Origin of the sequence: Niastella koreensis GR20-10 (assembly GCF_000246855.1) — a bacterium.
GTDB lineage: Bacteria > Bacteroidota > Bacteroidia > Chitinophagales > Chitinophagaceae > Niastella > Niastella koreensis.
Genome location: NC_016609.1, coordinates 5,057,469 through 5,077,542, shown reverse-complemented (window position 1 = coordinate 5,077,542; position 20,074 = coordinate 5,057,469). Strand labels below are relative to the sequence as shown.

Here is a 20,074-nt window from a genome sequence, read left to right as displayed (position 1 = left end):
TTAATGTATATTGATAAAGTATAATTTTCTATTACTGTTACCTGTACGTGATCTTTTCTTTCCGCTCAAAATCATACAAAGAAAGATATCTTAACTGATAGTACGCACCCCAGCAATCACGCAGGGCCGATACATAATCCCGTTTTGCCTGGTCTTTTTCCTGGAATGCGATGCTAAGGTCGGTAATGCCCAGGTTGCCCAGTACATACCGGTCTCTGGCGATCTGGTACTTCTCGCTGGCAATGCTGTCGGCCCTGGCAGTTAACGCCAGTTGTTCCTGCATCATCTCAAAGAGCGTTACCTGGGTCACTATCTCCTGCGCAAATACCTGCTTATCCTGTTCCACTGCATATGCGGTGAACTGCATATTGGCTTCTGCTGTTTTGGTCCTTGAGCGGGAACGTCCCCAGTCAAGGATTGGGATCACAAAGGAAACCTGGATCTCCTGCTGGTCCTGCGGCGAGTGATATACTTTAGGGATAGTGGCGGCGCTTTTTGAATAACCCAGTTGGGCGGTCAGCGTAGCATTCAATCCATTATCGCCCTTTGCTTTGGCTACATCCCGTTTCGCTTCGGCTATCCGGCGTACAAAGGCAATGGCATCGCTGCGATTCTCATAAGCCTCTTTTAACACCTGGTTTACCGATATTTCCATTTGAATGGCTGCATCGGGCAATTGCAGATTGATCTTCTCCGCCTGCTGCAGCCCGGTATAGGCACGCAGGTTAAGGGTGGCAATTTCCATATCGCGCCGTGCAATGCCCACCGCTTTCTGTGCCTTCAGTTGTTCCAGTTCCAGTTGCAGGATCTCGTTCCGGGATATTTTTCCCAGGGCAAACTTCTCATCAGCTATGCGCCGGATATTTTGGGTGTTCTGTAAATTGGTGGCTGCTATCTGGTGATTCACCTGCGCCAGCAGCAGATCGAAATAATAACCACTGGCAGTAATCGCGATCTGCTCCATTGACTCGATAAAAGCCTGTTTGCTTTCATGGAATTTGAGCGGTTCTATGGTACGGTCCCACCGCAATGCATTGAACTGGAACATCGGTTGGCTATACCCGATGCCAAACGGAACGGTGTTGTACAAAGTATTCTTCCGGTCAAAATCATCAAAGCGTTGTAATTGCGTGGTGCCGTAGATGGTGCCGCCGGTAGCGGCAATGCTCTGGCTGAACGACAGGTTGAGCGAAGAATTGTTATTGTGAACAGATTGGAATAGGATGGTGCCATCTGGCTGCAGTACCTCTTTAAATGTTTTATTATAACCAGGCAACACCCCGTTCAGCGCAAGCTGTGGCTGGTAATTGGACCGGTAGGTACGGTATTGCCAGTATTTTGTTTCGCGGGTAGTAGAAGCCTGTTTAGACGCGATGGACCTGCTTTTCGCCATCTCCACTACCTGTGGCAGCGTCAATACAAGCGTATCTGCCTGCCGGGCATATACATGACCAGTGAGTAAAAACACAGCTGTTATATAAAAGTATTTTAATGGCATGGTGCTAATTCCTGATGATGATTTCCTGTGTATTTTTGAATTCGCTCATGTCGGAGGTAATGACCACATCGCCTGTCTGGATATTATCTTTGAGCTCTATATAGTCGAAATTGCTGAGGCCGGTGTGAACGGTCCGCCGGATGGCCTTGCCGTTACGAACTACAAAAACCTGGTAGGGAGATGCGCCTTTAAACGCAGCGCCATTGGCCACCCGCCATACCTGGCGAACCGCCGCCGTAACCAGGAATACGTCCACTTTCATATTCGGGCGCAGCAGTTGGTTATCCTGTTTGTTCAACTGGATATCGAAGGTTACAATCCCATTCTGCACAGCGGGTTGAATATTTACCACTTTGCCTTTTACCTGCGTTTCTCCAATGCGAATGATCGCAGGCAGGCCATTGTGCAGCTGGTCAAGGTAACTGTCGGCAATACTGCCCTGCACCTTAAAACTGCGCAGGTCGGCTATGCGGGCTAACGGTTCGCCTTCCGCGATGCTGGTGCCGATGTTCTTATTTACCCAGGTAACCACGCCATCATGGCTGGCGACAATGTTGGCCAGTTGTAGCTTTCGCTCCAGCTCATGCAGGTCATTTTCCTGGATGTCAGCGGCAATTTGTGCTTCACGTATTTCTACCTGCATGGTCTGTTGCTTGTTTTTGATCTCATTCTCCAGTTGCTGTTTCTCCAGTTTGGCCACGCTGAGGTCCATCTCCGCCTGTTCAATATTTTCCCGGGTGCCACCACCGGCTTTGTACAGTCGGTTGGCATTTTCTACCGCAGCTTCGTAACTGTTAATATGCAGCTGCTTTATGTCATTGTTTGATTTGAGGTCATAGAAGCTTTTGTCCAGCTCCAGTTTCAGTTTGCGGAGATCATTGCGTTTTGATTCCAGTTGGAATTTGAGTTTCTCGTAACCGGTTTGCGTAGATGATTTATCAAGGGTCAATACCGATTGACCGGCTTTTACAGGATTGCCGGCATCCATCAGCACCAGTTGTATGGATGCATTAATGGGACTGGTAATGGTTTCTTCAAATTCAGGCATTACTTCGCCGGAGGCGGTGAGTGTATTTTCAACATCGCCCTTCTCTACCACGGCAGTTGTAAAATCGGATTGTTTGAGCGAAGGAGCGAAAAAAGACCGCATTCCCCAGGTAGCCACTGCCACCATTACCAGTACCATCAGTACAGTCCATACTATTCTTTTCTTTTTCCGGGAAAGCATTTCCGATTCAATCAGTTTATCCATGGCAGGTTTTTAGTCACTGATATGTTCCAATACCAGTGCCAATCGGAAACGGCTAACAATGAAAGTGTTAGCGGAATAGCAGGGGGGAAAACTGTTCGGTTCCGGACAAGTTGTACGAGAGTGGAAATCCGCTCCCGGGAGGAGATTTTTAAAACAGGTTTATTTCATCTGCAAAACCGCCAACCCCCGGGGCATGAAATTATTGGGGACCGGCAACTGCTCCGGTTCATACGATTCCTGCAAACCGGAACCGCTACCAATATGCAGCACATGCAGGTAATTGTAATTTCCTATAGAGAGATCGGGGTTCGTATGCTGAGAAACTATATATAGCAGCTGATCGTTGCTGCTTATGGCCAGCGAAACACAGGCGCTGCTGGTACTGCTGCCATAATACAGGGTGTTGTAGACTGGTCCGCATTGCTTAAGTGCAAGCTCACCCGATTTACGCGGTTCATGGGCATTGCTTATGTCGAACATACTAACCGAGTTCTCCATGGTATTGGTGGTGAATAACCAGTTATTTTCATTGTCTGTACAAAAGCGGCTACAACCCCGGCCAGCATCGGTATCGCCTGCATGTGTTAAGGCGCCTGTGATTGTATTCATATCATAATAACTGAAACGGCCCTCCATAGGAAATGCCACGTATAGTACATGCTGCTGCCAGTTCTCGCACAAACCCAATGCACCCCCTTTCTGCGGATCGATAGCCGGCGTATCAGGTCCGGGCTTTAACACGCCGTCTGTGCCAATTGAAAACAGATCAAGTCTTTCGGCTGGTGGCGTATAATTAAATCCCCAGGTATTGCCGCCATATACAAACGGGCTTGTGCGGCATGCCAGTACCTGGCCCGGCGAAATGCCATCGCGTACCTCCATTTTACTTACCGGTGTTAAACTGCCATTGCTTTCTAACGTAAACACAGAATAATTAGGCGCCGAAGAAGATGGTTGTACCGGATTGTTACTTTTATTAAGTACAATAACAAACTGTTTCCACTGGGTCAGGCTTACCGGAGTTTCTCCATTGGAATAGAACGGTGCGCCCGGAACCAGTGTCAATGTGCCGTCGTGATGGATGGTAAATACCGAAATTGTATTATCCCCGGAATTAACGGTGAGCAAAAAATGCTTATCGCTCGAGATCATAACTTCATGGTCTGAATTAAAGGAGCCGGCGTTCGGGGAACTTGGAATGCCTGTTCCACCAGTAAGAAAGGGGCTTTCTGTCATCAGCATAGAATGGCCGTCTTTATAAATTTTATAGGCGAGTATTCCATTCTGGCCTTGTTCAGAATTATTTGTCTGGATATAAAGAATGTCGGATACATTTTCGGAATGCCAGCTACCACTATATTCATTAAACTTTTCACAGGAAAGCAATAAACAGCAGAGTACAAGTGCCCACAGGGAGGCACTCACAGGTTTCAGGATTTGCTTGCTCATACGGCGCGATATAATTTGGGTGAAGTGCTCTTTGGAAAGTACAAATTCAATACCATCACCAAAATGGGTAGTGCAAGCTGAGTATACTACTCATTCATAATAAAATATATGCGTTGTGAGATAAAATCCCTGAAAGGGAATCATGTCCGTAGATTATTTTTCCCGTTCCGCAGTATTTCCACAACTGCGGCGATCAATTATTTGATTCGCTTATATAAACCGGCTTTCCTCTTATAATTTTATCCGGATCCCGGCCTGAATAAAGATCGCCCTGGTTTTACCAACATCTACATTGCTTACGTTATCGCTGATATTGGTGAGCGACCATTCATAGGAGGCATCCAGGAAGAACATAGAAATATCAAGCCCTGCGCCTGCATATACACCCCACTGAGCGTTCTTTATGGCGTCTTTATCAATGTTTTTAGTATTTGTGAGGATGAACGCCGACCCGCCGCCAAAAATGCGGGCGTTTACCGTAGATTTTTCATCCCCAAAGTTGTAGCCGATAGACACCGGTATCCGGATGCCGCTTATGTCGAACTTAACATCTTCTACTGAACTGGACGAAGAATTGAACTGGGTTGATTTCTGAATATAAAAAACGCCTGGGTCCAGATAGAATTTTTTCATAGAGAACATAACAGAACCACCGAGCTGCCACCCCACTTTGGCCTTGAAATCACCGCCTTCGTTTTTTGAAAAGTCGGTAAAATTGAGCCCCACGGCTGGCTTTATCACAATTTGTGCCCGGGATACCACTGTACCACATAACAATGCCAACAACGAAATAAACAGTCTTTTCATAAAAGGAAATTTTGCCTTGCCTGCACAAGGCGGTTAAAAAATAAAATAGCGCTTCCCAGGGAACGAGGCTACTTACAGGCAACAAAGGGGAGATGTAGAGCAGGATGGAAGACGAGCGTGTGTGGTAAGCATTGGATACTTCCTAGGCAACCCGACAGATGAAAATGCGGCTTCAGCACAAATATTTTTTGCGTCAGTTTGAGAAAGCGGGCAGTTGGGGAAGATGCCCCGGACAATTTAAGATCCGGTGTTCTGACGTTCTTTTTTATTATTGGTTGATCGTCATTGCCTTTTCTTCCTTAATTTTAATTCGTTGTTAATGACGGCGTAGCAACTTTTATTCAGCCGGTCAGTTAATTTTACCGTTTACTCCTACCCACCGCTGTTTTTATTCCTGCCCAAACCGTTTTCCGATATTTTATCACCTGTTATTACACGTTCTATGAATGGAGTATCTACTTTCTTTTTGTTATTGATACTGTACCCTTCATTATTGTACCCGCAGGCAACAGCAACAACTGATACTACGCTCAGCGAAGCGACCCTGCCCAATTGTATCCGGTATGGGCTGGAGCACCAACCCGCTATCCGGGCTTCTAAAATTGATGAAGAGATCACAGAAACAACTATTAAAGACAAACTGTCCGATTGGTATCCGCAATTGAATTTGTCGGCTAACTACCAGCATTATCTGAAAATGCCGGTTTCTATTTTTCCTGACTTTAACAACCTGAATGGCCCTAAAAAGGAAGTACAAACAGGCGTGCACAATTACGCAACACCCCAGTTGGCATTGACCCAAACTATTTTTAACCGCGATGTATTGCTGGCAAGCCGTACCGCCCGGGATGTGCGGAAGAATGCCCGGCAAACAACAACGGCCAATAAAATTGAGGTAGTGGCCGCCATCTCAAAAGCTTTTTACGATGTGCTGCTTACCCAGGAACAGATCCAGGTACTGGATGAGACCATTACCCGGCTGGACCGGAGTTTGAAAGATGCCTATTATCAATACCAAAGCGGGATAGTGGATAAAACCGATTATAAAAGGGCCGGCATTTCATTGAACAACGTAAGGGCCCAGCGCAAGGGTACGCAGGACCTGCTGGTTGCGCGTTATGCTTACCTGAAGCAGCAAATGGGGTATCCGGCAGAACAGGCATTGCAGTTATCATTCGATACCACCCATATGGAAGGGGGAATAGCATTAGATACCCTTCAGAAAGTACAGTATGAAAGCCGGATAGAATTCCAGCAATTGCAAACACAGCAAAGACTGCTGCAGGCCAATGTAAAATACAATCAATGGAGTTACATTCCTACGTTGTCGGCTTTTGGTTATTATAATGTGGTTTACCAGAACGATGAATTTTCAAAATTGTTCAATCACTCGTTCCCCAATTCGTACGTTGGTCTGGGGCTAACCTGGCCGCTTTTTCAGGGCGGTAAACGCATGTGGAATATCAGGCAGGCCAACCTGCAGTTAAAACGGAACGAGGTGGAAATGACGGACCTTAAAAATAACATCAACGCCCAATACGCCCAGGCCCTAGCCACCTATAAAAACAACCTCAGTGATTTTTACGCGCAGAAAGAAAATCTCGATCTGGCCGGGGATGTATATAACACACTCACATTGCAGTACAAGTCGGGTGTTAAAACTTACCTGGAAGTTATTGTTGCTGAAACTGAATTGCGTGCCACCCAGTTGAATTATTATAATGCATTATACCAGGTATTATCAAGTAAAATAGATGTTGAAAAAGCACTCGGTACTTTATCATTTTGATAAAAAGCTAACGTATATGAACAAACAGCTTTCATGGGCAATTATTTTTACCGGCGCCGGTTGTTTCCTGTGGTCGTGTAAAGATGATAAAGGCAAAAACCAACAAGCGGCCCCACCGCCCGTTCCCGTAAATGTATATACTGTAACAAAAGGCAATGCAACTTATTACGATCAATACCCGGCTACGGTAACGCCGTTGAACCAGGTTGATCTGCGGCCGCAGGTAAACGGGTATTTGACCGGTATCTTTTTTAAAGATGGGAGCCAGGTAAGAAAAGGACAAAAGTTGTATGAAATAGACCGGCAGCAATACGTGGCCAATTACCAGCAGGCAGAGGCCAATTTGCAGGTGCAGGAAACCAACCTGGTGAAAGCCCAGAAGGATGCCGACCGCTACCATGAACTGGAAAAGCATGACGCCATTGCCAAACAGCAGGTAGATTATGCCGATGCCGCCCTGGCAGCCGCGCAAAAACAGGTAGCCGCGGCCAAAGCCAATGTTGAAAGTGTGGGCACCGGTTTGCGCTATACCACCATTTATGCGCCCTTTGATGGCACCATTGGTATTTCACAGGCAAAACTGGGCACCTCCGTTTCTGCCGGACAAACCCTGTTGAATACCATTTCTTCAGACGATCCCATGGCTGTTGATGTGGCCATCGATCAAAAAGACCTGTATCGTTTTGAGCGATTGAAAAAGAAAGGCGGCACAGTGAAAGATTCCACCTTCAAGCTGATATTACCCGGCCAGGAAACTTATCCCTTTCCCGGGCAGATCTATTTAATTGACCGGGCGGTTGATCCGCAAACCGGCACCATAAAAGCACGGCTGGTTTTTTCCAATAAAGAAAGCGACCTGAAAGCGGGGATGACGGCGAATGTGCAGATATTGAACGATGCCAAAGCAGAAAAATTGATGATCCCCCAAAAAGCCATTATTGAGCAAATGGGGGAATACTTTGTATATACCACCGATGGCAAGGCGGCCCATCAAAAAAAGGTAAGCCTGGGCGCCCGCATCGGCGACCAGGTGGTTATTAACGATGGGCTCAACGAAGGAGAGCAGGTGATAACAGATGGTACGCAAAAGTTAAAAGAAGGATCGCCTGTACAGATCGGACAGCCAAAACCCGCAGGGGCGCCTACGGCAGCGAAGTAATATTGACTATTGATTATTTTCAAGAAGCTACTTTATGATCGCTAATACATTTATAAAACGACCGGTAACCGCTATAGTGATCTCCATTGTGATCGTAATGACAGGCTTACTGGCGATGGATGGTTTACCCATAGCGCAGTATCCTAACATTACGCCGCCTGTCGTTCAGGTAACCGGGGCCTTTACCGGCGCCGACGCCCAAACGGTGGAACAAACCACCACCACGGCTGTTGAAACGCAGATAAACGGTACGCCCGGCATGGCCTTTTTGCAAAGCAACAGCACCAGCGATGGCCGTACCACCATGAACGTAACTTTTGAAGTAGGTACTAACGTTGACATTGCTGCGCTGGATGTACAAAACCGGGTAAGTGTGGCTACACCTGCTTTGCCCGACGATGTGAAACGCCTTGGCCTTACCGTTCGTAAGCGTAACCCCAGTATCCTGATGCTGGTGGCCATGTTCTCACCAAAGGGAACACACGCGGTACCCTTCCTGGACAACTTTACCAATATATATGTAAAGGACGCCCTGTTGCGCGTAAAAGGCGTGGGCGACGTATTTACCCGGGCCGATGATTTCAGTATGCGCGTATGGCTGCATTCCGATAAACTGGCGCAATTAGGCATAACGGCCAATGAGGTAATTGCCGCCCTCACAGAACAGAACCTGCAGGTAGCTGCCGGTTCAGTAGGCGCCCCGCCACAACGTTCGGTGCAGGCGTTTGAATACACCGTGTTTACCAACAGCCGGCTTACTACGGCCGATCAGTTTAAAAAGATCATTGTACGCAGCAATCCGCAGAACGGTTCTATTGTTTACCTGCAGGATGTGGCCAGGGTTGAACTGGGTAAATTCAATTATTCAAACAATTCTTTTGTAGATGGGTTGAGAGCATCTTACCTGCTGGTTTACCAGGCCCCCGGCAGTAACGCCCTGGAAACTGCACAAGGTGTATATGATGTAATGGACCGGCTGAAAAAATCATTTCCCACCGATGTCGATTATGTGATCCCCTTTGAAGCTGTTTCGGTGGTAGAGGTTTCTATCCATGAAGTGGTGCATACGCTGCTGGAAGCATTGGCGCTGGTAGTACTGGTGGTATTCCTGTTCCTGCAAAACTGGCGGGCTACGCTGATCCCGGTACTCGCCATCCCGGTGAGTATCATCGGTACCTTTATATTTTTTATTCCGCTTGGCTTTACCATCAATACCCTTACGCTGTTTGGTTTTGTGCTGGCCATCGGGATAGTGGTAGATGATGCCATTGTGGTGGTGGAGGCGGTACAGCATTATATGGAAGAACAAAAAATGTCGGCCAAAGATGCTACATCGGCCGCCATGGGCGATATCTCAGGCCCGGTGGTGGCTATTGCGCTTATCCTGGCTTCCGTGTTTATTCCTGTTGGTTTCATTCCCGGTATCGTGGGCAGGTTGTACCAGCAATTTGCCATTACTATTGCCATCTCGGTATTGATCTCGGCATTTATTGCGTTATCGCTCACGCCGGCTTTATGTACCCTGTTATTAAAGCCCAGCCATATCAGCAAAGAGGCAAAGGGGCTTAATAAGTTCTTCTTTAAATTTAACGCCTGGTTTACCCGAACAACTAATTCCTATGGCCAGGGTGTACATACATTTATCAAAGGCTCACGCTATGTGATGATCCTGTTGGTGTGTATACTGGTGGGCACTTATTTGTTGTTTAAAACCAAACCCACCGGTTTTATTCCTACCGAAGATGAAGGCCGCGTATACATCACGTACGAACTGCCCGAAGCCTCTTCAACCGGCCGCAGTATTGAAGTGTTGAATACCATACAAAACACATTGAAAAGTATGCCGGCCGTGGCGCACTATGCAGCCCTGGGCGGGTTGAACGTGGTTACCTTCTCTACCAAATCGAACGCCGGCACAGTGTTCACCCAGTTAAAACCCTGGGACGACAGAAAAGATAAACAGTTACAGATAAACGGCGTGATCGCTGAAATACAGAAGAAATTATCTTCCATTAAAAACGCCAACATAGTAGTGATCCCGCCGCCGCCTATTCCGGGGTTAGGACAAACCGCCGGTTTTACTTTTGAATTACAACAACGCGAAAGCACGGACGACCTGAAGACCTTTGAAAAGGTAGTGCAGAATTTTGTGGTGGAAGCCAATAAGCGGCCGGAGATCAACCGCGCCTTCTCCTTCTTCACCGCCCGTACGCCGGGTTACCAGGTGAATGTGGACCGCGAACAATGTAAAAAGCTTGGGATTTCTATTGCAGATGTGTACAACACCATGCAAACATTTATGGGCAGCCGGTATGTGAATGACTTTAATATTTATGGTAGAAACTTTCGCGTGGTGGCCCAGGCAGATACTACCTTCCGGGGCGATATCAGCGAACTGCAACGATATTATGTTCGTAATACTGCCGGCAGTATGATCCCGCTGAGTGCAGTTACTTCTTACACCTCCACCGAAAGCGCACCGCTTATTCAGCACTATAACCTGTTCCGGTCTGCCGAAATAAACGGGGGCTCAAAGGAAGGTTACAGTAGTGGTGACGCGCTTACTGCCTTGCGCGAGGTGGCCGATAAAGTATTACCTACCGGTTATGGATATGAATTTTCGGGGTTAAGCCGGGAGGAAGTAAACTCCGGTTCAAAAACCGTGTACATCTTCGCGCTGTCCCTGGCATTTGTATTCCTGTTCCTGGCGGCTTTGTATGAAAGCTGGTCGGTGCCCTTCTCGGTGCTGCTGGCGGTACCTATTGGCGCTTTTGGCGCAATACTAACGCTTACCTTCATTCCGACACTCTCCAACAACGTATATGCGCAGGTAGGGTTGATCACCCTCATCGGGTTGGCGGCCAAGAACGCGATCCTGATCGTGGAATTTGCCAAGGAGCGCGTGGACCGCGGGCAGGAACTGGTTGCCTCAACACTGGAAGCCGTTAAACTGCGTTTACGGCCCATTTTGATGACTTCCCTTGCCTTTATACTGGGAGTGCTGCCACTGGCCTTTGCCAGCGGCGCAGGCGCCAATGCCCGTATGACCATTGGCTGGACGGTTTTCGGCGGCATGATCTCCGCAACTGCCTTATCAATTTTTATTGTGCCGGTGTTGTTCGTTGTCATTACCAGGTTATCATATGGCAAGGCAAAGCTGGAGGAGCTGCGAAAGAAGGAACGGAAATTAGGGGAGTAGGGGGCTTGCCTACTTTTTCTTCAGAACAACACGGGCGGTGTTCTCTGCTCTTCCGCGCAGGTAAGTTACACTAATGGTATCTCCCGGCTTTTGCCGGGCGATCAGTTCACTGGCTTCCGAATTGGTGCTAACAGGAATTCCATTGATCCTGATGAGCCCATCGCCTTTTTGAATGCCGGACTGGGCTGCTGCTCCGTATGGGTCTACATCCAACACCCAAACCGCAGCAATGTCGTCATTTATTCCCAATGCTTTCTTCCTGGTGCTGTCGAGGTCGGGAGGGGCCATATTAATACCCAGGTAACCCCGTTGTACCGAGCCAAATTGTATAATATCGACCACCACCTTTTTCATAAGATTCGAGGTGATGGCATACGCGTAGCCCGCGTAGGCGCCGGTTGGTGAAATAATGGCCGCGCTGATGCCCACCAGTTCACCATTGGTATTTACCAGGGCGCCGCCGCTGCTGCCCGGATTAACGGCTGCGTCGGTTTGGATGAATGCGTCAACCGGCGAAGTAGCAGCCTGATTAACACCAATATCCCTGCTTTTAGCGCTTACGATGCCATGGGTAACAGTAACATTGAGATTCAACGGATAGCCAACAGCAAGTACCCACTGCCCCAAATGCAGGCTGTCTGAATTGCCGATTGTTATGGCAGGCAGGCCCTGAATTTGGTCAGAAGAACGGGGCGCCAGGATCATTGGGAATGGTATATAAAAAAAAGCCGCCTTTACAGCGACCTTTTAGATCCCTGTGCCCCTTCCAATAAACTTTAAACCAGTACAGTTTCATTTAAGATGATCGCCATGTCATAGCGTTCAACACTATAATAGCCTTGCCATCATGAATTTTATAGTTAAAATTCATGATGGCAAAACAGTTGCACTAATCGATCGCCTTTCCTTAGTTGAGGAATTTCATTTGGCCTGCAAAGGTCTGTTGATGGATCTTGCCATCTTTTATTATAAATGTATCTGTACCCATCGAAACTTCCAGGCTGGGTGTTGTTCCATGCCAAACGATAAATATCAGTTCGTCCCTGATCACCCGTTTAACCAGCTCGAAAGTGGAGTGCCCTTTGGGAAAATGATTCATTAATCCCACAAAGAAGGCCCTTATTTCATTAATGCCTGCGTAAGTGGCATCATGCGTTATCAGTACCGATTGATCTGTATAATCCATCATCAGTGTTTCCAGGTCGTTGCGGTCAAAAGAACGTAAGTGGCGTTGCAGCACTTTTTCGGACAATACGCCCAAAGCGGAAGTAACCGGCTCTTCAGTAAAGAATGTACTTTTCATGAAATGATCTTTTAATGAAAAAATGTGTTGATGAATGATCTGTCAATGCTATTTGACGGGGCAAATGTAGCTGCGATCCTGAGAAAGGAATAGGCTGAAGAGGTATACAAATCGACTGGCTGGGTTTAACTTATTTATGATAAAAAATCCCCTGAACGTAGATCAGCATACAGGTTGATGGTAGTCATAATTTTCGTCGCCTTTGACTGGTAAATTTATTATCATAAATCCTCCCTGTAAATACTACAACGAATATCCTGAGGGTAATTAAATTATTAATACTAAAATTTCCATTATGAAATCAGATATTCAGATCCAACAGGATGTAATGGATCAATTAAAATGGGAGCCTGATCTGAGTGCTGCTGAAATTGGCGTTGCAGTCAGAAACGGTATTGTTACGTTGTCGGGTATGGTAGATACTTATTCAAAGAAGATCGCAGCCGAAGACGCTGCAAAGAAAATAGCAGGAGTTAAAGCGGTAGCGGAAGACATCCAGGTAGGTATGTCGCCCAGCTTTCGAAAAACGGATACAGAAATTGCCGATGCAGTGCTGTTTGCATTGAAATGGAATACAAGTATCCCCGATCAGAAAATAAGAGTAAAGGTGGAAGATGGCGTTGTTTCACTGGAAGGCGAGATGGAGTGGGAGTATCAGCGAACAGAAGCAAAACGGGCTGTTGAAAAACTGACCGGTGTACGCAAGGTTAATAATTTTATTATCATCAAGCCCTCTGTGAAGCCGGCTAATATCAAAGACAATATCACTGCCGCATTGGTAAGGTCTGCCACTATCGATTCAGACAGGATCACCGTTCAAACGGATGGGGGCAGGGTTACGCTGCGCGGGAGGGTCCGTTCAATTGCAGAAAGGGAAGATGCTGAAAATGCTGCCTGGGCGGCGCCCGGTGTTACCAGCGTTGAGAACGATCTTGTAGTGGAAGAAGAATCATTTGCTTTTTAGTTGTATTGACGCCCCTTTGTTGGTCATTATTTATAATTAACCTTTTCATACTATGAGTAATATATTAGCTCCTTCGGTTGCTATAGATGTTTTAAAGGTGATTTATGAGAGACGTGCAGTTCGAAGGTATAAGGACAAACCGGTTGACCGGGCGCTGATTGAACAGGTCCTTGACGCCGGACGAATGGCGCCCTCTGCCTTGAATAATCAGCCCTGGCACTTTTATATCTTAACAGACAGGCAAATGATAGACAGGTTCTCAAAAGAGATAACGCGTACGGCATTGAAGGGTGTTATGAAGTCAGGCGTACTGAAACTTACCAAAGCCGCAGCCGGTCTGTTACATTTTATTACGCATCCGGATTGGGAGAAGCTGAAAGATCCGGTATTTCACGGCGCGCCGGCTGTCATATTTCTCACTGCCCCGGTAAATTATGAATGGGCTGCTTTGGATATCGGAATGTGTGCCCAGAATATTATGCTGGCGGCAAAAGCGCTTGGTTTAGACACCTGCCCGGTTGGTTTCGGCAAATTTGTTGCTCAAACAAAAGACTACCCCCTGCTTCACATTCCGGCTGAAGAGGAGGTATTGCTTTCAATTATTATAGGCTATGGCAATGAAACACCGGAAGTGCATGAGCATAAAACGGGAAATATGTTTTTCGTTCAATGACCCGTACACGGCGCAAAGGTATAAGCATAAGAAAAGCTCCACATTTCTGTGAAGCTTTTCTTGTAATATTCTTCAACTCATTTCTTCCCAAACGAAAAGATATTGATCGTGCCGTTGTGATAACTGCAAACCCAGGCTTCCAGTTTATTATCATCTTCAAAAAGATCCACCCCTACGGGGTGGCCTGCACAATTAAGGGAAGCAATGCGGGTGAAACTGTTATCGTTTACCTTAAATACTTCTACCTTATCGCTGCTATAACAGGTTACAAATAAAAACCGGTGATTTTTAGAAAGCGCAATGGTGCGTGGTTGCGCATGGGTAGGCGCTGAGAATAATGTTTTACCTGCTACAGGGTCAATACAGGCCACGCGCCCCAGTTTGTTGTAAGATACCAATAACCGCCCGCTGTCACCCAATACGATGTGACGTGGGTTGGAGGCTACGGGGATCTCCGATTCTTTTGTCCAGCTTTCGTTATTGATAACCGTAATGCTGGCGCCGCCCATAATTGCTACATACGATTTCTTTCGTTCTTCATCTACCACTATGCCTCTGGGAATGGCAGACACCGGAACGGTGCTCACTATTTTCGCATAAGGGAAATTGGCAGTATCTGTAGCCAGTACGCTCACCGTGTGAGAATGCCAGTTGCTTACCAGGATATTCTTACTGTCTGCTGTACGGGCAATTACTTTGGGGGTATTACCTGTTGCAATAACCGGTACCCGGATAGAATCTTTGTTGGCAGAACCTGTATACTCTATATAGATCTTCTTTTGCTTTATTTTGATATCACTGGTGTCCACCGTCCAGTTAAAGACAGGCTCGGTAGGGATGGGTACAATACTGGCAGCGTTGTGCAGGGAAACCCAAAGAAATTTGTCGTCGTGGCTCAGGCAGGCTTCTACCGGTTTTTCTTCATAGCTATGGATGGGTTTGTTAGAGTCATAATCCCAACCAATACCTGCTGTTGGAATAAATTTAAATTCCCGTGCTATTTGTCTGGTGGCCTGGTTAAATTCATAAATGCTCATGCCTTCCAGGTTCATGGCATACAGTTTTTGGCCCGTTTTATTAAATAAAACTGATTTGGTGCCGGGAGCCGCTTTTATATGTTCGGTTTTTTGAAACATCAACCTGGTATAGGCCTTCGAGGGAAGCACCGAAAGGGTATCACCGGGGGTGCGCCGGGTCGTATCAGTATTGTTTAAAATATGATCGCCGCCGGTAAAAATGTCATTGGCTAAGCGGGTAACAGGAGGTCTCTCGAATGCACAACAGATATAACATAGAAATAGGTTTGCAATAACCTGACATGTTTTCATGGAAAGGGTTTTTCACCCAGGCTATAAGCGTCGTTCGCAGGTATAGTCTGGATACTGTTTAGGGGTCATAAAAAAAGGACAAAGCAGAGAAACGTCCACTTCATCCTTCCTGGTAACACAAAGATATAATTTTAGCATGATACTTCAAATAGCGAGGCTGCACCATTGCTGATGCAGCCTCTTGTTTTGAGATGACCCCTGATGTGAAACTAATATCTTAAAGCATTTAAATGGGCTGCCAAGATAATCTCACATTTAGAAACCAGCAAAGTGTATGGGGATGATTCAATAGTCCAATCGGACATTTTTTTCAGTACGCTCCATCAACGACCGTTCGTCTGTCTTCAGTGGGTAACACGCCAAACCGCTTTTTATACGCTGCTGAGAATTTGTTTACTGTTTTATAACCGGCAATGGCCGCTACTATTTTTACCTGTACGGGCGAACGCTGCACCAGTTGGCGGGCAAACAACAGGTTCTTTTCTTTATGATACTGCAGCATGGAAAAGCCAAACACCGATTTGAAAATAGCCTTCAGTTTGGTAGGCGACATGCCGGCTGTTTTAGCCATGGCATCCACGCCGGCAAATGGTTTGTGCAGATTGTTCAGCATCTGCTTTTCTGCCAGGGCCACCTTTGCATAGTCTTTATTATACAGCGAAGAATAGTTTTCCAGGCGTTTATCGGCAAATGCCGCTTGAAAAAAATGACCAATAACCTGGTGAAGGGTATCGGCAAACCACTGTGGGTTGCTGTCAGGTGTTTCGTCGCTCTGCAGTTGCTGCCAGATGGCTGTCGAAAGCGTTTCGGCAGCCGGCACAATATCTATCCAGTTCAAAAAACCGGTTTCGTTATTCAAAAACTGCAGCGCTTTTTCCTTTTCTGCCGTGGAAGAAAATACCAGGTGCTGTTCTACCCAGTTGCGGGTAAAGGCAATATTGTAAAAGCGACCGGTACTGCCGGTATAAAAAAAAGTGGCTACCTCGGTGCGGGGCTTATAAAAAGTGCAGGTAGTGCTTCGCAGGGTAGCTGCATTGCCTGTTTCGTCTAAAGGAAACCGATATTCAAATACGGCGAAGGATAGAAAATAATAATCAGCTGTAAGCGTGGCATCGTACAGGGCCCGTGATACCAGGTCTTTTTCCGGGGCCATTTCCGTTGCCAGGATCCACAATCCCTCAGCCGCCTGCCGGTAATGCATAACGCCTTTGAAAAACTGGTTATTCGTGCTGATCAGCTGACGCAATCGATTGTGTTCCGTTACCGGTAACTGCGCTATACTTTCCGCCATCAATTGTGGCGAATTGGAAAGATAGGGGAGCTCATATGAACCATCAAACCTACTAAAAAGGGTTTCCGACAGGAAAAGGGGCCAATCAAGAGCCTGCATCAATCAATTATTTAAGCGTCATTGTGACAAGATCACTAAAATAATGATTTAGCCAGCTACCTGCAATCGTTTGCCGGGTTTATATTTTCTTTATCGGTGGAAAAGGTAGCTTTACCGTTTTTAAAAGTGATCACCCAGATAGAATCGAAATCGTCGCCACTCCATTTTATTCCTTTGGCATCTGCGCCCAGCGCTTTCACCAGGTTGTCTATTTTATCGTGCTCCCAAACTATCAGCGCATAACCATTTGTTTTCAGAATGGCTGCTGCCATTTCTTTTACATTGTCCACATCATATTTTGAGTTGATGGCGACATTGTATTTTATCGCAAAGGGCGTAATGGTCTCAAACATTCTTACATGACTGGCAGATTTACTGTTATTTATGGATGGTACAAAGATCTTGTCAGGCACCTTGTATTTGGCATATAGGACAGCAGGCAACTGCAGCGACCTGTTAAATCCTTTACAGGAAAGATTATCGCCATTGTCGGGCTTTTCGCCATGCCGGATAATTACCACACGTTGTACGCTTGCATTTTGCTTTTGCGCAAAGCTGGTATTACCCGTGAGGGTTATTACTATTACTGCCAATACGCTTTTTAAAAGGTTATTCATACTTCCTGGTTTATTGTAGTTTGAAGTTACCAACTATTACCCTATTGGATCAAACAGCTGCAACATTTTCTGTATCGAAGCCGTGCCGGGCGAAGCAAAATCTTTTATGCCTTCCAGTGCTTCCCGGCCCAATACGGCAGCTCTTGCCCGCATCCGTTGTTCATAAGCTGCTATGGCCGCCTGCAGATCATTATATTCACCATTGGCAATACACTCGCTAAGGTCCAGGGCGTCCAGCATGGCCGTATTAACGCCTTCGCCCGATGGTGGCATCAAATGCGCGGCATCGCCAATAAGGGTAATGGTTGCCTGTGCATGCCAGTGCTGGTCCAAAGGAAAATAGTTTAAGGGCCGGGGTACAAAATGGCTGCCCGCTTTGAACATCGTGTGAAATACCGGGTCCCAATCTGCATAGAAACCAACTAAATAATCATATACCTGCTGGTTGTCATTAAAGTCAATTCCACCCGATTTGATCCAGTTTTCGGGATATAAAGAAGCTGTATAAAAAGTTATACCACCATCGCCTCTTGGTTGTGCCGCGATGGTTTTTCCCACACCCATGGCAATCAAATTAGCTTTGTTAACCAAGGCATTCACCTCCGGACAGTCTTTTTGCGGATCGTTTATTTCGCCCTGGATAATGGTGGCGCCTGAATAGCGTTCTTTGATGTCTGTAACATAAGGCCTAACCTTTGACCGGTAACCGTCTGCGCCGATCACCAGATCGGCCATCGCCGTAGTTCCATTTTTAAAGCTGAGTTGCCAGGCGCTGTTAACCTGCTGCATGCCGGCAAACTGACTGTCCCAAACCACGGTATCAGGCGCCAGTGAAGCAATTAACAGGTCACGAAGGGCGCCTCTGTCGATCTCCGGTCTGAAGCGCTCGTCATTAAAATCAGCAGGCCCCTGGTCCGGTTCATCAAAAAGAATAGTTGCATCCTTGTCGAGCAAACGGAACTTATCAGCCCCGGGCATATAATTCAATTGAAAGGATTCCAGCAAGCCTGCGGCTTTAATCACTTTCAGCCCCGAGTCAAAATGCAGGTCAACTATGGCGCCCTGTACGCGGGCTTCCTGGCTGTAATCCCGTTCATATACTTTTACAGCTGCGCCTTTACTTTGTAAAAGCCTGGCCAGTGTTAATCCACCGGGCCCGCCACCTACGATGGCTATTTTTTTGTTTGCTAACATGATGCAAAGGAACCTACAATCATCAGTGCAATCAAGGTCGATGCGCGGTATGTATAGGACTAAACGAGGTTTTTGCTCCGGAAGGCTAATGGGGTCATTCCTGAAACTTTGGCAAAGAACCGCCCAAAGTAGGAATGGTCCTCATAACCCAGCGCACTCGCTATCTCTTTTACAGATTTGTCGGAATGGTATAACAGCCGTTTTGCTTCCAGTACGATCCGTTGCTGGATGTGCCAGGAAACTGAAAAGCCCGTAGTGGTTTTAACACACTCATTTAAATACTGCTTGGAAACGTTCAATTGTCTGGCATAGTCCATCGGACTTTTAACTGTTGTAAAGTTTTGTTCCAGCAAAGACCTGAACGCTTTGGTGATTACTTCAAACCTGTTGAGGTTTTGAACCGGTTTTAATTGAGCTTCATACTGGGAAGCGACCAATGCTACGAGGGTATTACAGCTTTGTTGCAGGATCTGGTGATACAGTTTCTCCTGCTTTCTTTCAGCAAATTGTAAACACAGAGCCGCTGTTTCAGCAAGAATGGTATAAGTTTCTTTATCTAAAGTTAACGGAGTAACAGGAGTAAGGTCTTCCAGTAAGTGCAGCAGCTCCGGATGCAAATTTTCACTGGTTATGATCCAGCTGCTGATGGTAGCCTTGTCGAACCCGATAACCCGGTGCACCTGGTTGGGGTGCATGTACAAAAGCGCCGGGGCTTTTAATTTATATTTTAGAAAGTCAATTTCAAGATGGGTAATCCCTTTTTCCTGCAGGATAAAGGAATGTCCGCCGTCGCGGTGCGATCGTTCTACTTCCCTGTTGTTGGGCGACCCATGCAATTCGCTTCTGGCAATAATGATCCCTTCGCCAACTCCCTGGGGCAAAGTATTAACAGGTATATGTTTGTTCTTTGAACGCATTAGTCTTCGACATTATTAGCTATGCATGTTTTTAATGCTTTTTCGGCTGCTTTACTTTCTTTAAATAAACTAAAGTCTTTTACAAGGCCTTTATACGTATACTTATTGTCTGCCATATCAATACACATGATACCAATTAATTTTGGCAGCACTTTTTCCCTGAGAGCAGCGTCCTTGTTATTTAAAAAATTTAAATAACTTTCATTGGCCGGCTTATTGCCCTTTAAATAATTAAATATATTTAAGCCAATACCTTCAGAGCCGTCTTCATCATGATCATATAATAAATAGTTGTCTATAACATTATAATCTGCACTATCAAGCACCGCATGATCGCCCATTTTTTTTGAAACGTTGAAAATCTCCCTTTCTTTTGGAATAGATGTTTGGGATGCCGTTGCGTTTACCGTTGTATCCATTTTTGTTTCTACCGGGGCCTGTTTAGTACCTGAATCAACCGGTTGGGGTGTAGGGTTACTGTTACAGGATATTAAAAAAAGCACTAAAATGGATATTAAAACACTTCTTTGCATAG

At 46.3% G+C, this 20,074-nt stretch carries 17 protein-coding genes; 5 read left to right on the top strand and 12 right to left on the bottom strand.

What is annotated here, in order from left to right:
- Positions 1-37 precede the first annotated feature (37 nt).
- The 4 genes from NIAKO_RS19820 to NIAKO_RS19805 all read right to left on the bottom strand — a co-directional run bounded on the left by NIAKO_RS19820 (position 38) and on the right by NIAKO_RS19805 (position 5,006).
- Positions 38-1,498: a TolC family protein gene (locus NIAKO_RS19820; RefSeq protein WP_014220229.1), complete on the bottom strand. Its 1,461-nt coding sequence runs from the start codon at positions 1,496-1,498 to the stop codon at positions 38-40.
- A 4-nt stretch (positions 1,499-1,502) separates the two neighbouring features.
- On the bottom strand, positions 1,503-2,750 hold the full coding sequence (locus tag NIAKO_RS19815; RefSeq protein WP_014220228.1) for an efflux RND transporter periplasmic adaptor subunit: 1,248 nt from the start codon (positions 2,748-2,750) through the stop codon (positions 1,503-1,505).
- Positions 2,751-2,909: 159 nt separating this feature from the next.
- Positions 2,910-4,199, bottom strand: coding sequence for a beta-propeller fold lactonase family protein (locus NIAKO_RS19810; protein ID WP_014220227.1), 1,290 nt, complete (start codon positions 4,197-4,199; stop codon positions 2,910-2,912).
- A gap of 231 nt (positions 4,200-4,430) precedes the next feature.
- Positions 4,431-5,006, bottom strand: coding sequence for an outer membrane beta-barrel protein (locus NIAKO_RS19805; protein ID WP_014220226.1), 576 nt, complete (start codon positions 5,004-5,006; stop codon positions 4,431-4,433).
- Between the two features lie 442 nt (positions 5,007-5,448).
- On the opposite strand from NIAKO_RS19805, the gene NIAKO_RS19800 reads away from it, so the two are divergent.
- Genes NIAKO_RS19800 through NIAKO_RS19790 form a run of 3 tightly spaced genes read left to right on the top strand, consistent with a single transcriptional unit; the run spans position 5,449 to position 11,153 of the window.
- Positions 5,449-6,795 (top strand): TolC family protein, encoded by a 1,347-nt coding sequence (locus tag NIAKO_RS19800; protein ID WP_014220225.1) that lies wholly within the window; start codon positions 5,449-5,451, stop codon positions 6,793-6,795.
- A gap of 16 nt (positions 6,796-6,811) precedes the next feature.
- Positions 6,812-7,954, top strand: a complete 1,143-nt coding sequence (locus tag NIAKO_RS19795) for an efflux RND transporter periplasmic adaptor subunit (RefSeq protein WP_014220224.1) — start codon at positions 6,812-6,814, stop codon at positions 7,952-7,954.
- 34 nt (positions 7,955-7,988) lie between these two features.
- Positions 7,989-11,153 carry an efflux RND transporter permease subunit gene (locus tag NIAKO_RS19790; protein ID WP_014220223.1) on the top strand — a complete coding sequence of 1,055 codons (3,165 nt, stop codon included), beginning with the start codon at positions 7,989-7,991 and terminating at the stop codon, positions 11,151-11,153.
- A gap of 9 nt (positions 11,154-11,162) precedes the next feature.
- Here the strand turns inward: NIAKO_RS19790 and NIAKO_RS19785 are convergent, their stop codons facing one another.
- Positions 11,163-11,858, bottom strand: coding sequence for a S1C family serine protease (locus tag NIAKO_RS19785; protein ID WP_049815574.1), 696 nt, complete (start codon positions 11,856-11,858; stop codon positions 11,163-11,165).
- A 202-nt stretch (positions 11,859-12,060) separates the two neighbouring features.
- Positions 12,061-12,456: a nuclear transport factor 2 family protein gene (locus NIAKO_RS19780; RefSeq protein ID WP_014220222.1), complete on the bottom strand. Its 396-nt coding sequence runs from the start codon at positions 12,454-12,456 to the stop codon at positions 12,061-12,063.
- A 295-nt stretch (positions 12,457-12,751) separates the two neighbouring features.
- On the opposite strand from NIAKO_RS19780, the gene NIAKO_RS19775 reads away from it, so the two are divergent.
- Both NIAKO_RS19775 and NIAKO_RS19770 read left to right on the top strand, forming a co-directional pair.
- The gene (locus NIAKO_RS19775) at positions 12,752-13,420 is read left to right on the top strand and encodes a BON domain-containing protein (RefSeq protein ID WP_014220221.1); all 669 of its coding nucleotides are present in this window, start codon (positions 12,752-12,754) and stop codon (positions 13,418-13,420) included.
- A 52-nt stretch (positions 13,421-13,472) separates the two neighbouring features.
- The gene (locus tag NIAKO_RS19770; protein ID WP_014220220.1) at positions 13,473-14,093 is read left to right on the top strand and encodes a nitroreductase; all 621 of its coding nucleotides are present in this window, start codon (positions 13,473-13,475) and stop codon (positions 14,091-14,093) included.
- 77 nt (positions 14,094-14,170) lie between these two features.
- Here the strand turns inward: NIAKO_RS19770 and NIAKO_RS19765 are convergent, their stop codons facing one another.
- The 6 genes from NIAKO_RS19765 to NIAKO_RS19740 form a co-directional block, all read right to left on the bottom strand.
- A complete protein-coding gene (locus NIAKO_RS19765) occupies positions 14,171-15,421 on the bottom strand; it encodes a YncE family protein (RefSeq protein ID WP_014220219.1) in 1,251 nt (416 codons plus the stop codon).
- Between the two features lie 310 nt (positions 15,422-15,731).
- A complete protein-coding gene (locus NIAKO_RS19760; RefSeq protein ID WP_165761238.1) occupies positions 15,732-16,712 on the bottom strand; it encodes a helix-turn-helix domain-containing protein in 981 nt (326 codons plus the stop codon).
- Between the two features lie 155 nt (positions 16,713-16,867).
- The gene (locus tag NIAKO_RS19755) at positions 16,868-17,428 is read right to left on the bottom strand and encodes a histidine phosphatase family protein (RefSeq protein ID WP_014220217.1); all 561 of its coding nucleotides are present in this window, start codon (positions 17,426-17,428) and stop codon (positions 16,868-16,870) included.
- A gap of 36 nt (positions 17,429-17,464) precedes the next feature.
- Complete coding sequence (locus NIAKO_RS19750) at positions 17,465-18,622, bottom strand: FAD-dependent oxidoreductase (protein ID WP_014220216.1); 1,158 nt, start codon at positions 18,620-18,622, stop codon at positions 17,465-17,467.
- Positions 18,623-18,681: 59 nt separating this feature from the next.
- Positions 18,682-19,539 (bottom strand): helix-turn-helix domain-containing protein, encoded by an 858-nt coding sequence (locus tag NIAKO_RS19745; RefSeq protein WP_014220215.1) that lies wholly within the window; start codon positions 19,537-19,539, stop codon positions 18,682-18,684.
- On the bottom strand, positions 19,539-20,072 hold the full coding sequence (locus tag NIAKO_RS19740; RefSeq protein ID WP_014220214.1) for a hypothetical protein: 534 nt from the start codon (positions 20,070-20,072) through the stop codon (positions 19,539-19,541). The genes NIAKO_RS19745 and NIAKO_RS19740 overlap by 1 nt, the downstream gene beginning before the upstream one ends.
- Positions 20,073-20,074 lie beyond the last annotated feature (2 nt).

What these genes read in the sequence shown, in the direction of transcription:
- NIAKO_RS19820 (WP_014220229.1), bottom strand. Translation starts at nt 1,498, where the DNA reads ATGCCATTAAAATACTTTTATATAACAGCTGTGTTTTTACTCACTGGT.
- NIAKO_RS19815 (WP_014220228.1), bottom strand. Translation starts at nt 2,750, where the DNA reads ATGGATAAACTGATTGAATCGGAAATGCTTTCCCGGAAAAAGAAAAGA.
- NIAKO_RS19810 (WP_014220227.1), bottom strand. Translation starts at nt 4,199, where the DNA reads ATGAGCAAGCAAATCCTGAAACCTGTGAGTGCCTCCCTGTGGGCACTT.
- NIAKO_RS19805 (WP_014220226.1), bottom strand. Translation starts at nt 5,006, where the DNA reads ATGAAAAGACTGTTTATTTCGTTGTTGGCATTGTTATGTGGTACAGTG.
- NIAKO_RS19800 (WP_014220225.1), top strand. Translation starts at nt 5,449, where the DNA reads ATGAATGGAGTATCTACTTTCTTTTTGTTATTGATACTGTACCCTTCA.
- NIAKO_RS19795 (WP_014220224.1), top strand. Translation starts at nt 6,812, where the DNA reads ATGAACAAACAGCTTTCATGGGCAATTATTTTTACCGGCGCCGGTTGT.
- NIAKO_RS19790 (WP_014220223.1), top strand. Translation starts at nt 7,989, where the DNA reads ATGATCGCTAATACATTTATAAAACGACCGGTAACCGCTATAGTGATC.
- NIAKO_RS19785 (WP_049815574.1), bottom strand. Translation starts at nt 11,858, where the DNA reads ATGATCCTGGCGCCCCGTTCTTCTGACCAAATTCAGGGCCTGCCTGCC.
- NIAKO_RS19780 (WP_014220222.1), bottom strand. Translation starts at nt 12,456, where the DNA reads ATGAAAAGTACATTCTTTACTGAAGAGCCGGTTACTTCCGCTTTGGGC.
- NIAKO_RS19775 (WP_014220221.1), top strand. Translation starts at nt 12,752, where the DNA reads ATGAAATCAGATATTCAGATCCAACAGGATGTAATGGATCAATTAAAA.
- NIAKO_RS19770 (WP_014220220.1), top strand. Translation starts at nt 13,473, where the DNA reads ATGAGTAATATATTAGCTCCTTCGGTTGCTATAGATGTTTTAAAGGTG.
- NIAKO_RS19765 (WP_014220219.1), bottom strand. Translation starts at nt 15,421, where the DNA reads ATGAAAACATGTCAGGTTATTGCAAACCTATTTCTATGTTATATCTGT.
- NIAKO_RS19760 (WP_165761238.1), bottom strand. Translation starts at nt 16,712, where the DNA reads ATGGCGGAAAGTATAGCGCAGTTACCGGTAACGGAACACAATCGATTG.
- NIAKO_RS19755 (WP_014220217.1), bottom strand. Translation starts at nt 17,428, where the DNA reads ATGAATAACCTTTTAAAAAGCGTATTGGCAGTAATAGTAATAACCCTC.
- NIAKO_RS19750 (WP_014220216.1), bottom strand. Translation starts at nt 18,622, where the DNA reads ATGTTAGCAAACAAAAAAATAGCCATCGTAGGTGGCGGGCCCGGTGGA.
- NIAKO_RS19745 (WP_014220215.1), bottom strand. Translation starts at nt 19,539, where the DNA reads ATGCGTTCAAAGAACAAACATATACCTGTTAATACTTTGCCCCAGGGA.
- NIAKO_RS19740 (WP_014220214.1), bottom strand. Translation starts at nt 20,072, where the DNA reads ATGCAAAGAAGTGTTTTAATATCCATTTTAGTGCTTTTTTTAATATCC.